Source organism: Siphonobacter aquaeclarae (genome assembly GCF_900103285.1).
Classification (GTDB): domain Bacteria; phylum Bacteroidota; class Bacteroidia; order Cytophagales; family Spirosomataceae; genus Siphonobacter; species Siphonobacter aquaeclarae.
Window position 1 is genome coordinate 697,903 of sequence record NZ_FNGS01000004.1, and the last position, 16,194, is coordinate 714,096.

Annotated in this window: 12 protein-coding genes; 7 read left to right on the forward strand and 5 right to left on the reverse strand. The window is 54.7% G+C overall.

What is annotated here, in order from left to right; translation table 11 throughout:
- Nucleotides 1-89: 89 nt before the first annotated feature.
- Nucleotides 90-1,160 (reverse strand): FecR family protein, encoded by a 1,071-nt coding sequence (locus tag BLR09_RS13265; RefSeq protein ID WP_176785537.1) that lies wholly within the window; start codon nucleotides 1,158-1,160, stop codon nucleotides 90-92.
- Nucleotides 1,161-1,495: 335 nt separating this feature from the next.
- Here BLR09_RS13265 and BLR09_RS13270 point away from each other — a divergent pair, with 335 nt between their 5' ends.
- The 4 genes from BLR09_RS13270 (at nucleotide 1,496) to BLR09_RS13285 (ending at nucleotide 5,176) form a co-directional block, all read left to right on the forward strand.
- A complete protein-coding gene (locus BLR09_RS13270; protein WP_093202788.1) occupies nucleotides 1,496-2,086 on the forward strand; it encodes an RNA polymerase sigma factor in 591 nt (196 codons plus the stop codon).
- A 59-nt stretch (nucleotides 2,087-2,145) separates the two neighbouring features.
- The gene (locus BLR09_RS13275; RefSeq protein ID WP_093202954.1) at nucleotides 2,146-2,628 is read left to right on the forward strand and encodes a hypothetical protein; all 483 of its coding nucleotides are present in this window, start codon (nucleotides 2,146-2,148) and stop codon (nucleotides 2,626-2,628) included.
- A 263-nt stretch (nucleotides 2,629-2,891) separates the two neighbouring features.
- A complete protein-coding gene (locus tag BLR09_RS13280) occupies nucleotides 2,892-4,277 on the forward strand; it encodes an MATE family efflux transporter (RefSeq protein WP_093202791.1) in 1,386 nt (461 codons plus the stop codon).
- Between the two features lie 53 nt (nucleotides 4,278-4,330).
- Nucleotides 4,331-5,176 carry a pirin family protein gene (locus BLR09_RS13285; RefSeq protein WP_093202793.1) on the forward strand — a complete coding sequence of 282 codons (846 nt, stop codon included), beginning with the start codon at nucleotides 4,331-4,333 and terminating at the stop codon, nucleotides 5,174-5,176.
- 48 nt (nucleotides 5,177-5,224) lie between these two features.
- On the opposite strand, the gene BLR09_RS13290 is transcribed toward BLR09_RS13285, so the two are convergent.
- Both BLR09_RS13290 and BLR09_RS13295 read right to left on the reverse strand, forming a co-directional pair.
- Entirely contained in the window at nucleotides 5,225-6,748 is a 1,524-nt protein-coding gene (locus BLR09_RS13290; RefSeq protein WP_093202796.1) for a SusD/RagB family nutrient-binding outer membrane lipoprotein, read from the reverse strand.
- A 27-nt stretch (nucleotides 6,749-6,775) separates the two neighbouring features.
- A complete protein-coding gene (locus tag BLR09_RS13295; protein ID WP_176785538.1) occupies nucleotides 6,776-9,877 on the reverse strand; it encodes a SusC/RagA family TonB-linked outer membrane protein in 3,102 nt (1,033 codons plus the stop codon).
- Nucleotides 9,878-9,918: 41 nt separating this feature from the next.
- On the opposite strand from BLR09_RS13295, the gene BLR09_RS13300 reads away from it, so the two are divergent.
- Nucleotides 9,919-10,566 (forward strand): hypothetical protein, encoded by a 648-nt coding sequence (locus tag BLR09_RS13300; RefSeq protein ID WP_176785539.1) that lies wholly within the window; start codon nucleotides 9,919-9,921, stop codon nucleotides 10,564-10,566.
- Here BLR09_RS13300 and BLR09_RS13305 read toward each other — a convergent pair.
- On the reverse strand, nucleotides 10,517-10,945 hold the full coding sequence (locus BLR09_RS13305; RefSeq protein WP_093202802.1) for a nuclear transport factor 2 family protein: 429 nt from the start codon (nucleotides 10,943-10,945) through the stop codon (nucleotides 10,517-10,519). The genes BLR09_RS13300 and BLR09_RS13305 overlap by 50 nt on opposite strands.
- Nucleotides 10,946-11,012: 67 nt before the next feature.
- On the reverse strand, nucleotides 11,013-11,351 hold the full coding sequence (locus tag BLR09_RS13310) for a tRNA-binding protein (protein WP_093202805.1): 339 nt from the start codon (nucleotides 11,349-11,351) through the stop codon (nucleotides 11,013-11,015).
- Nucleotides 11,352-11,985: 634 nt separating this feature from the next.
- Here BLR09_RS13310 and tsaB point away from each other — a divergent pair.
- The gene (gene tsaB, locus BLR09_RS13315; protein WP_093202807.1) at nucleotides 11,986-12,663 is read left to right on the forward strand and encodes a tRNA (adenosine(37)-N6)-threonylcarbamoyltransferase complex dimerization subunit type 1 TsaB; all 678 of its coding nucleotides are present in this window, start codon (nucleotides 11,986-11,988) and stop codon (nucleotides 12,661-12,663) included.
- Nucleotides 12,664-12,961: 298 nt separating this feature from the next.
- Nucleotides 12,962-16,194 (forward strand): CotH kinase family protein (locus BLR09_RS13320; RefSeq protein ID WP_093202810.1); only part of this gene is annotated, 3,233 nt, incomplete at its 3' end.

The window sequence follows — 16,194 nt, forward strand, 5'->3', positions numbered from 1 at the left end:
CCTTGTGTTGAATGATTTGTGGATAGCACCTGCCGACCCGCAGGTGCGGTTAGTAAACGGAAGACGTTGGCGCGTCTTCCGTTTTTTGTTTAGCGGTCAAGTTTTTCGAATACGACCCTCCTTCCTTTAAGGTGATAGACAAGTCCGGTAGTAGAACATAGGGCAGAAAAAACGTGGGTTGGATCGTCCTGTAAGTCGAGTTTCCCGGTGAAACGCTCCTGCGCGATCTCTTCGTCCGGCAGGATCAGTTCCATTTTGTAATAGCGGGACAATTTCTTGACAATCTCCCGGAGAGGGGCCTTTCGCACAGCGAGGAAGCCCTCTCTCCAGGAAACGTACTCGACTACATCTATTTTCGAGAGTTGGATAGACGATTGATGGTATTGGGCCTTCATCCCGGGTACGAGCTGCACCTTGCGGGAGCTCCCTTCCGGAGCCAGTTCGATGCTTCCCTTCGTCAATACAGCATAGCTTTCCTGATCGTCGCTGTAGGAGGAAATATCAAATTCTGTCCCCAATACCCTGGTTTTCAGGTCTCGGGTATGGACCCAAAAGGGGTGGTCGGCATCGTGGGATACCGAGAAATAGGCTTCACCTTCGAGGAATACCTCCCGGGAGTCGCCCGTGAAACGCGCCGGGTATACCAGCCGCGAGCCGGAGTTCAGCCAGATACGCGTGCTGTCAGACAGCGTGAGCGTCGCCCGCTTGCCATACGGTACCACAAGCGTATTGAAAGCTTCCGTTTCCTCCCGGATCACCGAAAGCGAATCAATCCGGATGCCTTCCCTGCCATAGTATACGTCACTGTTCTTCTTTTCCAGGAGGACCGTCTTCCGGCTGTTCAGGATCAGCTGCGTAGCATCCCCCGCGGGTTGCGCCAACCGGGCGATCTCTTCCATTTTTTTCCGGGTGCCGTCGCCCCTGAAATAGAAATACGCCGCCCCCACCGGCAGCGCCAGCAGGGCCATTACCGCAGCTATCCTGCGCCAGCCAAGGCGGCGAACGGGTTTCTCTTCCGTTTCCGCCAGAATCCGCTGCCCGAGCAGTTCTTTTTCTTCCGGGGATAGCGAAGCTTCCGTCAGCGAGCGAAACAGGCGCTGCAGGTTTTCGGCTGTTTTATGTTCTTCCGGTTCGTCCGGGGATAGCTCTTCGGTAGTCACAGTATGGCTTTTTTTCCAAAGAGAGACGACCTTGCCGCATATAGACTTTTCCTGAGAAATATTTTCAAAAAAAGAAGACCTACCCCATCCGATGGTATGCATGTACTAATTACTATTCCTTCCAAAATACACCTAACCAACTATCAATCAGACAATTAAGAAGACACCCATAGCCTTCCTCCGGCCGGCGCACCCGCACGCTGAAGGATAATTACCGGGAGACAACTATATTCGTCGCCTGACTAACCCCTTCGGGCCTGTTCATCCGGGATGCTCAGCCTTTCCGGAAATAACCGGAGCCCGGCAACGTAACCGGAAAACCTAAACTGCTTCTTATGGACGTACAGGCAGAAACTGAGCTGTGGACGGAATTTCTTTCCGGAAACCGGACGGCATTCAGTCAGCTGTATGACCGGTATGCCGACGTCCTCTTTTCCTTTGGTCTCCGGTACTCGTCCGACCGGGATTTGGTCAAAGACTGTATTCACGACCTGTTTATCGACCTCCACCATTACCGGGCCGGTCTGGCGCGGGAGGTTAACATCCGTTTTTACCTGCTCAAATCCCTGCGCCGGAAACTCGAACAGGCCCACCGGAAGTCGGCGCTGTTCCGCCATGAAACCTGGGAAAATGAATCAGTACTGGCGATTTCCCCGTTTTCGTTCAGCATAGAGGACGAAATCATCACCGACGAAAGCCAGAAGGAACTGCTGCAATTGCTGGCCGAGGAAGTCAACCGCCTGCCCGAGCGCCAGCGGGAAATCCTGTACCTCCGTTTCCGGCACGACTTCGATTACGAACAGATCGCGTCCCTCATGCAGATATCTGTTCCGACCTGCCGGACCTTTATCTACCGGGCACTCAAGCAACTCCGCGGAAAGCTGGAGCTGCTGACCCTTCTTTTCCTGCTCTTTCTTGTTGAGTAACCAAGCCGCAGAGGCCATTTTTTCGTTGATATACGGTGAGTAACGCTATGCTGTTCGCCATGTTGAAACGATTGTTCATTCTTCTGCTGATGGGGGCGCTCCCTCATCTTGTTCATGCCCAGGCCGACTACAAAACGGCCATCGGTGTCCGCCTCGGAGCTTCCAACGGCTTGTCTGTCAAAGGATTTTTATCCAATAAAAACGCGCTGGAAGGGATTCTGACCACGCGCTGGCGGGGCATCGGCCTTACCGGCCTGTATGAGGTCCACGGAAATGCCTTTCAAACCCGGTCCTTTAACTGGTATGTTGGGGGCGGTGCACACATCTATACCTGGCGGGAAGGGAAAGTACCCCCGCCGTGGTGGGACGGCCGCGATCGGCGGACCATCGCCGGGCTCGACGGAATCCTCGGTCTGGAATACACCATTCCTTCCGCTCCGCTTAATTTTTCAATCGATTGGAAACCGGCCATTAACATCGTCAACTACGAAGGTTTCTGGGGAGATGAGTTCGCTTTTTCGATTCGTTTCGCGATTAAATGAGAGTATTTTGATCGAAAAGTGATATTCCCCGTCGTTTTTGTTTGATTTCTTCGGGAATATCTTTCTACTTTTGTCACAACATCGGATCATTCCATGAAAATGCCCGTCTTCAATATCGACTTTACCGCTGTTCCGGTTCTCGCCGGGAACACGAGTCGGGCATGGATGCATCATCCTCTCTTGTAAGAACTTACCTGTTCATACCTGAGCCCGGCTTCTCCAAGCCGGGCTTTTTTATTTTCTGTCCATACATACTTATACCCATGAAAAAGTACTTCGACCTGCTGATTCAAGCCTTGAAAGGGGAAGAGAACAATTTTACAACGGGAAGTCTCAACCGTGCGATTTTCCTGCTGGCGGTACCGATGGTACTGGAAATGCTGATGGAATCGCTGTTTGCCGTTGCCGACGTGTTTTTCGTCGCCAAGGTCGGTATCGAGGCTGTCGCCACCGTTGGGATGACTGAATCCGTTCTGACCCTTATTTATTCAATAGCCATCGGCCTGGGCACGGCCGCTACCGCCATGGTTTCGCGGCGGATTGGCGAAGATGACCCTGCGGCCGCCAGCCGTACCGCCGCACAGGTAGTCCTGATGTCGCTGGGTATTGCCGTGACCGTCGCACTTCCCGGCGTACTGTTTCCTGATTCCATCCTCCGGCTGATGGGCGGGAGCCCGGAGCTGGTTGAGCACGGCTCGACCTTTACCCGGCTGATGTTTGCCAGTTCACCGGTCATTATTCTCCTGTATACGCTCAGCGGTATTCTGCGCGGGGGCGGCAACGCGTCTGTCGCCATGCGCTCGCTGTGGATCGCCAATGGCGTCAATATCCTGCTGGACCCCCTGTTTATCTTCGGATTATCCTTTATTCCGGCGTTTGGGGTGACGGGCGCAGCCATTGCCACCTCGACAGGCCGCCTGATGGGCGTGCTGTATCAGTTTCGGTCGCTGACCAACGGAAGCGCCGCTGTCCGCCTGGAGCGGGCCTATTTCGTGCCGGACTGGGCCGCTATCCGGAAACTGATCGAGATTGCCTCCGGCGGGACGTTCCAGTTCCTGATCGCTTCGGCGTCCTGGATTTTCCTGACACGGATTTTGTCGACCTTCGGACCGGACGTTGTAGCCGGCTATACCATCGCCATCCGGGTAATTGTCTTTACGATATTACCGTCGTGGGGAATGGCAAATGCCGCCGCGACGCTCGTCGGGCAAAACCTCGGCGCCGAGCTACCGGAAAGGGCCGAAACGTCCGTCTGGCGGGCGTCCCTGCTCAATATGATTTTCCTAGGCTCGGTCGGCCTCCTGTTTTTTTTCTTCTCCGGGACGATCATAGGCTGGTTCAACGATACACCGGCAGTGGTGCAAACGGGCGTTACCTGCCTGCGCATCATTTGCATCGGATACGTTTTCTTCGCTTATGGTATGGTCATCAGTCAGGCCCTGAACGGTGCCGGCGACACGCGCACGCCGACCATCATCAACCTGATCTGCTTCTGGGCAGTCGAGATTCCGCTGGCCTATCTGTTGGCCCACTCCCTCCGTTTAGGGCCTACCGGCGTCTTTATCTCCGTCGCCTTCAGCGAATCACTCCTGGCCATTATCGCCATCCTGGTGTTTCGCCGCGGTAAGTGGAAGCTTGTAAAAGTCTGAGTCCATCCGGGAACCATCCGACGGGTTCCCGGCTTCCCTCAAAAAGAATCATTATGGCGCTATTACCCATTCGCCGGATCATCCGGCCACAGGGCAGGCCGCTGGGCCCCCTGACGATGTACCAGCCGCTGCCGGAAAACGGGCTCGATCAGATCGATCCGTTCCTGCTGCTGCACCATCACGGACCGCAGACCTTTCCGGCTCATAATACCGGCCTGCCGTTCGGCCCTCACCCTCATCGCGGGTTTGAAACAGTGACATTTATTTACGAGGGCGATGTGCAGCACCGAGACAGCAACGGATACGAAAGTACCATCCGAGGCGGCGGCGTTCAGTGGATGACCGCCGGCAGCGGCCTCGTCCACTCCGAAACCTCCTCAGCCGATTTCCGGCGGGACGGCGGCCCGGTTGAGCTCATCCAGCTCTGGATCAACCTGCCCGCCCGGCTGAAAATGACACCGCCGGACTACCGGGGTCTTCAGGAGGACGATATTCCGGTCGCAGCGGAAGGCGGCGCCTCGCTCGCTGTCGTCTCCGGTACCTGGAGCGGCGTGGCAGGGCCGGTTGCCTCCTCCACCGAACTCGCGACGCTCACACTGGCTCCCGCAGGTGGATACACGCGGGAAATTCCCGCCGGAAAATCAATCCTGTTTTATGTCCTGAACGGCTCCGCTACGGTCAACGGGCAAGCCGTTCAGGGCCGCGCACTGGTGGTTTTCGGGGAAGAAAGCGGTACTATCGAGGTCCGATCCGACTCCGGTTGCCGCATCCTCTGGGGAATTGCCGATCCGATCCGCGAGCCGGTAGTGGCCCACGGGCCCTTCGTCATGAATACCGGCGACGAAATCAGGCAGGCCATTGCCGACTACCAGAGCGGTAAAATGGGTTTTCTGGAATAAAAAAATCCCGCCGGTACCGGCGGGATTTTTCTTTCCTGGCAGGCGATATTACTTCAGAATCCACATGGTCTGGTTGTAGTCGTCGTTGCCCGAAAACTGCGATTTGATCGCGTTGTTGACGTTTTCGGTATTGTAATCCAGCTCTTTCTGGGGATAAATCCAGCGAACGGGGAATTTGTCGGCCGGTACGTTCAGGTTCGACTTCGGGTTCAGCGGGAAGGCCGGGTACCCCGTCCGACGATTCTCGAAAAACGCATCGTACGGCGCATGCAGCATGAACGTACTCAGGTACCGCTGGGAGATAATCTGCTCCAGCTGCGTTTCCAGGCCACCGGCCGTTTTGAGCTTTACCTTATCGGAAGCGATATACGACTCGATGTAGTCGTTTGTCAGCTTGCGGTTGTGGTGAAACAATACATTGTCAGGAGTATAGCCGGCTGTAAACTTCATGCTGGCCCGGATCCCTTCGGAGTAGTGGTCGGCCGCTGAGCCGGAGATCCATCCCCGCACTACTCCTTCTGCCAGCATAAACTTCGCCATGGCATAGCTGAGCACGTATACCGGCTCCGCGTTGGCAAGCTCCAGGTAGCGGCTGTTGACGTTGGAGTAGTCTTTTCCTCCGAAAATCACCGACAGGTCGGCATATACCATCGACGGATCATAGCCCGCATAGGCGTCCCACGCGCTTACTTCCTTGCCCGCTGCCACACGGATCGCGGACGGGTTGGCATAGTAAAACAGCCGGTAGTCGTTGAGGTCTTTCAGGCGGTCAACCACCACGGTCGTCATCATCGTATACAGCTGAGTAGTATTCCCGAGCTTGTAGAACGGGTAGCGCTGGCCGGCCAGATCGGAGTAAACGAGCTGGAAATTATCGTCATTACTCTGGAAAATCGGCTTTTCGGCAACGATAGCCGCGAAGCGTTCCTTCACCCGAAGGTCCGCTTCCCCGGTCTTCTTATACAAATGCAGGAGTACCTGTAATTCGAAGGTATTGACGAATTTCCGCCACTTCGTAATATCTCCGCCATAGATCGGGTCTCCGTCAAATTTGGCACCGGCAGCGAAGAGCTTGTCGGCTTCTTCCAGTTCTTTCAGAATATCCGTCATTACTTCCTTCTGGGACGTGTACGCAGGATTCAGCGTACCTTTTTCGCCCAGGAGCGCCTGCGTGTACGGAACGTCTCCTACCTGCATCGACAGCCAGAAAAACTTGTACGCCCGGATGAACTTCCCGAGAGCCGTGTACGAGTTCTTATAGGTGCCTTCGGGTGAAAGCGCGACCATTTTTTCGACGTTGTTCAAAACCGTCAGCCCGTCAAAACTCGCCCGCCCGAGGTAGTTGTACTGGGCATTTTCCGGGAATTCCATCCGGATGATGGACTTTCCGTTCATCATCGAAGAGATACTTCCCAGCGAGTTTTTCGAGATATCGAGGATCAGCGTGGTCGCCAGCATCGGCGCCGACGCCTTGGTAGCGGCGTTGGGGTTCGTGTTGATGTCGTCGAACTTGGAGCAACTCCCCAAAGACAGACCCGTCAGCCCCAGTACGATATATTTTTTCCAGTTCATCGGAATGCGTTGTTAACAGAGAAGAAGTCAGAAAGTCAGCATGATGTTACCCCCTACATACCGGACCGAGGGCGACGTCAGCTGGGTGTCGTCGGCTTTGTCCGGATCAGCAAAGCGGAAGGCTTTGGTCCACATCCAGACGTTCTGTCCGGTGAAGGAAACCGAGGCCGACCGGGCGCCTACGTACTTCGCGATGCGGGCCGGTAGGTTGTACCCCAGTGAAACCTCGCGCAGTTTGAGGAAGGTCGCGTCGGTAGCGCCGCGGGTACCGTCGCCGTAGGAGCGGGAGTAGTCCTGATACGACACCTTCGCTTCGTTTTTCGCGTAGGCGCGGGTATCGCTCGTGACGCGTCCGTAGCTGTCAAACGTGACCGAGCCGGAGGTAACAATGACGCCGTTTCCGACGTACGACTTGTTTTTGTTGACCACTTCGTCGTACCGCCACTGGTTATCCGAGTCGGGGTGCGAGCCGGTATCCCACATTTTGTACGAGGAGTAGTTGTTGAGCAGTCCGCCGACGCGCCCGTCGAAGTTGACCATCAGCGAAAATTGCTTGTACCGAAGCGTATTGGCCAGCCCCCAAAGGAATTTCGGGTCGGAATACCCGTAAACATAGCTGTAGTCGCTCGCAAGCGGGAGGCCGTTCGCGCGGTGAATCACGTTTCCGTTCGGGTCTTTCATCCACACTCGGTCGGTATATACATCGACCCGCCCGCCCGACGTTGTCCAGGTATTCTTCGCGGAAGTCGGCGCGATATCCCTGTAGTACCGGTGGTTGAAGGAGTAGTTTGCGATAGCGTCCCACTGGAAGTTGCCTTTCTTGAGCACCGTCGCGTCGAGTGTTACTTCAAATCCGCGCCGTACCAGTGTTTCGTTCCAGTTGATGAGGGTATTGACAAAGCCCGAAGCCGAGGAGACGTTGGCGTTGGTCTGGCGGTTGTAGTTGTACTTGTTGAAGTACGCGACGTCCAGTCTCAGGCGCTTTTTGAGGAAGTAGGCGGTTGTCCCGACTTCCCAGGTCCGGTTGGTTTCGGGAAGGATGTTTTCCGCGTTCCGGATGGTCGTCGGGTAGCTCGCCGAATTATAGGAACTCCATGCGCCGATGGTTGTGCTGTAGGTCTGGTTGGTCGCGTAGATACCCAGGTCAGATTTCGACAACGTCCACGACCCGCGTACTTTCAGGAAGTCGAGCCAGGAAGGTCTGCTATTCAGTACTTCACTGACAACAAAGCTACCGCCGAGCGACGGGTAGAAGTACGAACGCGAGTTCCGCGGCATGGTGGAGCTCCAGTCGTTCCGGCCGGTTACGTCCAGAAAGGCGAGGTTTTTGTACGAAAGCGTCAGTTTTCCGTACAAACTGTTTACCTGTTTTTCGGTCGCCCCTACCGAAACGTTCGGTCGTTCGACGGAGTTATTCAGCGAATAGTACCCCGGAATGACAATTCCGCTGCGGGTTGAGCTATACAGGTTATTGTTTTTCAGGGAATAAATAGAGCCCCCGGCGAGTGCGTCGATGCCGAAGTGGCCGATGTTCCTGTTGTACGTCAGGATAGCGTCTCCGTTGAAACTCCATCCCGTTGACTTGTTGATCGAGTACAGACCCGGCGTATCCCAGCCGCGGTTGGAGAGGATATTCGGCGGATTGCGCTTGGTTTCGTCGTTGCTGTACATATCAAAACCAGGGCGCACAATCAGGCTGGCGCCTTCGAACAATTTGTACGTAGCAGTCAGGTTCGCGTTGACTTTGTTTTCGTAAACGCCCCATACTTTTTCATAAGCCATGAAGTACGGGTTGTCGTACCAGGCTTTGTAGTGCCAGTTTTGTTGTACATCAGGAATCAGCCAGTAATTATCCTTGTAGTCGGCAAGACGATACTCCGGTCCCATCCACATCAGGATATTGTAGATATATCCCTGATCGCTGTAGCCTGCTCCCATGACCTGGGGCGCGCTCCGTCGGTTGAACCCCATCTGGCTGGTCAGCTTGAAGCGGTCGCCGAAGTTCATTTCCCCGCTCAGCGTGAAGTTCAGGGTATTGGCTTTGAGGTTGGGATACTGCCCTTTGTTGTAAATATGGGTCAGAGAGGCCCGAAAAGAGCCGTTTTCACCCGTTTGGGAGATACTGATGCTGTTGTTCGAGACACCGCCGGGTACCAGGAAATCGCGGAAGTTGTTGCGGCCCTTCGACGTCAGCTCCTGCATTTCCATCTGCTTCGTGAACGGATTCCATTGGTTGGCCTTGATACCGATGTCGAGTTTCTGGCCCCAGACATAGTCCGTCGGGTCATATACGCCGCCAATCCCGGCGCTGTAGGAATGCTGCACTTCCGGCAGCATCAGGAAGCCGGCATTGACCATGTTGTTGGTATTGACCGTAACTGACAGGCCTTTGCTGGCGCCGCCTTTTTTGGTCGTCACGACGATCGCGCCGCTGCCCCCGCGTGATCCGTAAAGTGCAGAGGCCGTCGGGCCTTTCAGTACGTCGATGCTCTCGATATCGTCCTGCGCGATGTTATTGAGCGATATGTTGTTGTACGGCACCCCGTCAATAACCAGCAGCGGCGTTTCACCCCGGAGCGTCAGCGTCGGCAACTGGTTAAACTCGGTAGAGTTTTTGACCCAGAGGCCGGAGACTTTTCCGGTAAGTGACGTGGCCGCGCTGACGCCCTTGACCGTTTGGAGCGACAGGCCGGATACCTTCTGCGTGGCATAACCGAGGGAGCGCTCATCGCGCTTGATACCCAGCGCCGTTATGACAGCCTCAGCGAGTTCTCTTGTCTCGACGCTGAGCTGCACCGTGAGGGAGGTCTGGTTCCCGACTTCGATTTCGCGGGAAATGTGCCCGACCGTCGAAATCAGCAAAACGGCCTTTTCATCCTGTACCCGGAGGATAAACTTGCCGTTGACGTCGGTTACGGTACCGTTGCGCGTCCCTTTTTCCAGGACGTTCACACCGGGAATCGGTGCGCCATTCTCGTCGGTGACAATACCCGTCACTTCCTTTACGAAAGCTGCCGGAGCTGCCATTGTCTGGCACCCGATAAGGACCAGCAGCGACAGCATCAGTCCTCTCCAGACGGAAAGGAAAAGCCGTACCCGTCCCTGTTTGACAAGTAAGTGTTTTTGCATGAGGTGTAGTTTGATAGTGGAAATTAGGTAAAACAAAAGGCATGAAAATCCCGGCAAGGATGGCCGGGGAAGCCATCGATGCACGTACTCGTTATTCAGAATTGAAGTTGGATTTAATTGCGGCACGCAAAAGTAAAACTCCTGCATCCAAGTTCAATCAATCGCTGTTTGCACGTACGAAGCCCGGTCCGTTTATGCGCCCGTTGGCATATACCGGTAACAATTTCGCAACACAAACATTTTTCTGGGATAATGCCGGTACTCTCATTTACGGATTCGTTTTCAGGCGCGGCATTATAAAAAAGGTAAGCTACTGTATCTCCGGGTTGAAAAACCGGCAATTTCTGTCCACGAACCAACTGGTTTGCTATACGTTAGCAGAAGACAATCGGGCTATTCGCAGGCAGGACAGTACAGGAAGGCTCCGTTTTTTACCCTGTATGCAGGGATTTAACTGTTATTTTTTTGTTACGCCGGAGCAGACAGGCAATAGCCGGAAAATGGCCGTCCTGTTTCTCATCAAAGAAAGCAGAGAAGACAGAAAAGGAAAAGAAGCAAAAAGGGACTTTTCGGGGAAAGGTGTGTATTTATTAACCAAAAAAGAAGAGCGGCTCTTTCCGGCCGCTCTTACCTCTTTTATTACGGGACTTTCACTGCCTGCCGGGCGATCAGCAGCCATTGCCTGTTGATCTTTTTCCAGACCAGTAATATGGCGAGTTTGACCGTTCCCGCCTGTCCTTTATTCGCCGTTTCGGCAACTAATTGGTGGCGGACAATGGCAACGTCCGTACCGACGAGCTTCACACTTTGGTCCGACAAATCGATCCGTTTGAAAACCGAGTTGCCATTGGTCAGGTTTTCGACAAACGTAGCTTTGTCTTCCACGAGGCCGCCGGAATGGCCATAGCTTAATTCGGGTGCGGCGATGGCTTCGAGCGGCGCCTTTTCGCCTTTGATCATCGCTGTTCGCAACGACTCAACCGCCTGTACAACGGCCTGCTCGTCTTTTTGCTGCGCTGCGGCGGGGACGGCCAGCAGGGCGGCGAGCAACAGGAAAGCATGTTTCATCGGAATTCAGGTTTAGCGTTAAGAAACTACGTCGGAAGACGACAAAAGCCCGCTCTTCCCCTCAAAATCAGATCAGACGGGCGCCGTTGGGCACGTCCCGGTCGGGCCGGGCCAGAACAATATTCCCCTCTGCATCGGCAAATCCGGTGACGAGTACCTCCGAGAAAAAGTTGGCAATCTGCCTCGGTGGAAAGTTGGTAACCGCCACCACCTGCCGTCCGATCAGTTCTTCCGGCGTATAATGTACGGTGATCTGGGCAGAAGATTTCTTATGGCCTATTTCCGGCCCGAAATCAATCAACAGCTGGTAAGCGGGTTTGCGGGCTTTGGGGAAAGGCTCCGCCTGCAGAATGGTCCCGATGCGAAGCTGTACGGCTTCGAAATCGTCCCAGGTAATGGTATCCATGGCAAGTATGTCAAACCGGTCAACGGCGACCGGATACCCCTAAAATAAAGTCTCCGATCCGGGAAACCCAAATCGGAGAGCGGCGTCTATCCAACCCACGTTATACCCGATCTGCAGACGCAGCGAGATCGAGTGAGATCTATATGAACCCTTGCGGGCAACATGTCAAGGTGAAAATTATCCTCCCCGGCTATCCCTGCCGCCCGCTCCATTCCTGCCGTCTAACCGGAGATTCCTATTGCAAGATTACAAGAATTTTTGCAGATTGATACTACTCGAACCTAAAAAATTTCACGACTCCGGCGGGAGATTCCTACGCCCGCGGGAGTAGGCATCAGTACTCAGAAAAAAAGCAAACAAACCCCTGATAATCAATATCCTTTTTTCGTAAACCGGGCTTTAAATATAGCCCGGCATGTCCTGTCCGGCTGACCGGAAAAGATTAAAATGGGATTAATATTTTTTGCAGTCCTTTCTGTTCGCATTCCGGCAAAAACGGCAAAAATGGCATCCTCTCGAGCAGACAAACAGAGACAACAGCATAATTCATTGAATATCAATACAATAACTTAGAACTATTTGTTATTTTCCGTCGATTTTCGGAGACGGCTCTCCGGCCGGCTACCTTTGCACCATGCTGGTACTTTCTCTGGATACCTCCACGCGGGTCTGTTCGGTAGCGCTTCATCAAAACGGAGCGCTGCTTGGCTGTTATGAGTTGCTGACCGAAAAAACGCATTCTTCCCTGCTCACGACGCTCATACAGGACCTGGTTACCCATGCAGGTTTTTCGCTGGGCGACCTGGACCAGATTGCCGTTGCCAAAGGGCCCGGTTCCTACACCGGCCTGCGCATCGGCGTGTCGACGGCCAAAGGGCTGTGTTTTTCCCTCGATAAGCCCCTTGTTTCGGTGCATACCCTCGAGGCTATGGCCGCGCAGCTGACGCCTTTTTACCCTTCCGACTACCTGCTGTGCCCCATGATCGACGCCCGGAGAATGGAAGTATACTGCGCTTTTTACCAGTCCGGAGAGCTCCGTCGGGAAACGGCGGCCGTCATCATAGACGAAAACAGCTTTTCTGATCTGCTCGATACGAACCGGATTGTCTTTTTCGGAGACGGCGCGGCGAAGTGCCGGGAGACCCTCGGCAAACATCCCAACGCTATCTTTCCTTCGACCGAAGTGCATCCCTCCGCCCGGACAGTCGGGCAATTGGTTGCCGCCGGAAAAGGCGCCACGGAAGACCTCGCCTCATTCGAACCGTTTTACCTGAAGGAATTTATCGGCACAACACCCAAAAACCGGCTCTGAGTACTTTCGCCCAATCTCTACTCCCCTTATTTTCAGGAAATTAGGCCTTATTCTCATTGCAGAATAGTCCAGTTACTACCCCAAACAGACCGGATAGAAACTAATCCGGTTTTTTCTTGCCTGTTCCGTCCGGCGGGTTAATTTCGAGTTGGCTTAGGCTCCGGTTGTCCCACCCCTTTGCCTGCCTCTGTTTCAGCCACTTGGGTATTCTTACCCGGCCATTTCCTGCCAGCGTCCGCCTATGAAAGTACATCCCGGTCACGGTTACCGGGACACATGACCCATCCTTTATCTGGACATGAAACGATACTTACTTTCGGTTGCGCTTCTATGGGGCGCCTGTGGCGGTATTGCCGCCCAGAATCTGGTCATTAACGAACTCATGGCTTCCAACGACAATGCCGTGGCCGATCCCACGGGCAGTCACGAAGACTGGTTCGAGCTGTACAATCCTACCGGCTCACCGGTCAATATCGGCGGTTATTACGTAACGGACGACCTCGCAAACAAAACCAAATACCGGATACCGACCGGATCTTCCCAGACCGTAGTACCGGCCAATGGCTTTCTCGTCCTGTGGGCGAGCGAAGCGTTGTCGCGCGGGCCGCTGCATGTCAACTTCAAACTTTCCGCGGGCGGCGAACAGCTGGGCCTCATCGCGCCCGACGGGGTAACGGTCGTCAGCAGCCTGACCTTCGGCCCTCAGCGAACCGACGTTTCCTATGGCCGGAAACCTGACGGAAGCGCCACCTGGGTCTATTTCCCGACCAGCACGCCGGGGATCAGCAATAACGCGGCGACAGGATTCGGCTCCTTCCTTTCAGCGCCGGTATTCTCGGTTTCCGGCGGTTTTTACAGTTCTCCTGTGTCGTTGACGCTCTCAGCTCCTGATCCCGGCGCAACGATTTACTATACAACAGACGGTTCCGATCCGGACCCCGGGAACCTCTCAGGCTCGCCATTTCCCTACAAAAACCAATATCCGGAAAGCCCCGGACAGCCGTTTGGTCCCGTATTGTATCAGAAAAATGTAACGAGAACCTATTCGGGTCCTCTTCCCATTGCCGACAGTACCGGCAAGGCCAACCGGGTTTCGGCGAAGTCGTCCACCTTTTCGTTTACGCCCTCGTACCTGCCGTCTTTCCCGGTCGCGAAAGGTACCGTCGTGAGGGCTATTGCGGTCAAAGCGGGAAGTCTTTCCAGTACCGTCGTCACCCAGACCTATTTTATCCGGGATGTGAATGCGCGGTACTCGCTTCCGGTAGTTTCCATTTCGGGTGACGAAAGGAATCTGTTTGACTACTTCTCAGGCATCTACACGGCCGGCGCGAAGTTCGACTCCATCCGGATGGTCGACCAGACCAACCCGGCCGTTACGTGTACCCAGGGTAATTATTCCAATTCCGGAGATGCCTGGGAGCGCCGGGCAAACGTCGAGTATTTCGTCAGCAGCGGATCTGTTCTCAACCAGCCGGCCGGGCTGCGGATTAACGGCGCATGCTCCAGGTCCTTCGCCCGCAAATCGCTTCGTCTTTACGGAGAAGACGATTTTGCCTATCCTTTTTTCTCCAATCGCCCGCCGGATGTTTTCAGCCGTCGCCTGATTCTCCGCGCAGGCGGAAACGACTGGACCTATACCCTGATGATTGATCCGTTGTCCCAGACGCTGGTCAATCACCTGCCGTTCGGGACGCAGGCCAACCGGCCGGCTATTGTCTTTCTCAACGGCGAATACTGGGGCCTGCATACCCTCATGGAGCGGTATGACCGCTTTTACCTCAACCGTACCTACGGCGTCAGCACCGACAGCGTAGACCTCGTCACCGTTAGCTATTCGCCGGAGCTCGACGAAGGTGATCTGACCAATTACACTACCTTCGTCAACTACTTTGTCCAGAATAATCCTGTCAATTATGAGGTGGTGAAGACGATGATGGACATCGAAAACTTCACGGATTACCAGATCTCGGAGATCTTCTTCGCCAATACCGATTGGCCGTACAATAACCAGGCATTATGGCGAAAAAAGACGACATCCTATCAACCGGGCGCGGGCCGGCAGGACGGACGCTGGCGGTGGCTGATGAAAGACATGGATTTCGGATTGGGGTACTGGAATCCGGTTACCCACAATACCCTCAACTATGCCTCCGTCACCCAGTCGAATATCCCGCTGGTTGACCTCGTCAACCAATATAACCGTCCCCTGCGGCGGATGCTGGACCTCACCAATTACCGGAACTATTTCATCAACCGCTTCGCTGATCTGCTGAATACTACCTTCCTTTCCACCCGGACCGAAAGTATTTTCAATGCCTTTAAACAGGAGTACGATCCGGAAATGCAGCAGCACTTCTCCCGGTGGCCTATTGAGAATACCTATTCCGGATGGCTGAGTAACCTGGAAACGATCCGGAACTTTCTCCTCCAGCGTCCGCAGAATGTCAGAAACCATATCCGGAGCCGGTTCGGGCTGTCTTCCAACCGAAACCTGACCGTCAATGTCTCCGACGCGGCTCAGGGATATGTCAAAGTCAATACCATCGATGTACTGCCTGCTACTCCCGGTGTACCCGCCAATCCATACCCGTGGACCGGTATCTACTTTCAGGGCGTGCCGGTAACGGTGGTCGCCAAACCCAATCGCGGCTACAAATTTCAACACTGGAAAGACGGAGCAACGATATTGACGACAGATACGACGCTGACGCTGGCATCGCTTACTGCCGACCGCACCCTGCTGGCCGTTTTCGTCGTCGACTCGGCCTTCAACAGCAAGCCGCCGGCCTATAACCTGGTCCTGTGCGACTACCGTTTCCAGAGCTGGGATGCTGCCGCGCCGGCCGGTACCTATCCGCCCAATATGCAGTTTGTCTCGATGAATCAGGACGATCCGGGCCTTACTGCGGTTCCTGCCGATACGGTTAAAGGCGCCTACAACTACTCCTCCCGCACCCGCATCAACGGCCTGGGTAGTAACGGAATCGCCTTTATCAATACCGGCAACGACAATACCAATCCGGGGTATGTACCGAGCCGCCTGGGAGGTGCGCTGCTGGCCCTGCGGACGCTCGGGCTCAACCAGGCCTTTGTGCAGTGGACCGGCGGGACAGTCACGCCCAACAGCCGGCAGTACCGCATCCGCCTGCGCTACCGGATCGGAGATACCGGCCCGTTTCAGGACCTGACCGACGGCGGCGGTAATCCCGTCGAATACGTCCGGAATACTACTGCCGGCCATAGCCAGACCTTCGGCCCGGTGGCGCTGCCGGCGGCGTTGCTCAACCAGCCTTACGTACAATTACTGTGGCAGTATTATTACACGGGCATAGGCACGTCGGGGTCGAGGGATCAGCTTCGGATCGACGATATTGTTGTTTCCAGGGATAAATGCGAGAGCGTGGCATCGGGAAGCTGGCAGGTCAAAACGACCTGGAGCTGCGGGCGGGTACCGTCGGTTTGCGACGACGTCGTGATCAAAAACGGACACGTTATCACCATTGCGAATGCCGAAGCCCGAAACCTGCAACT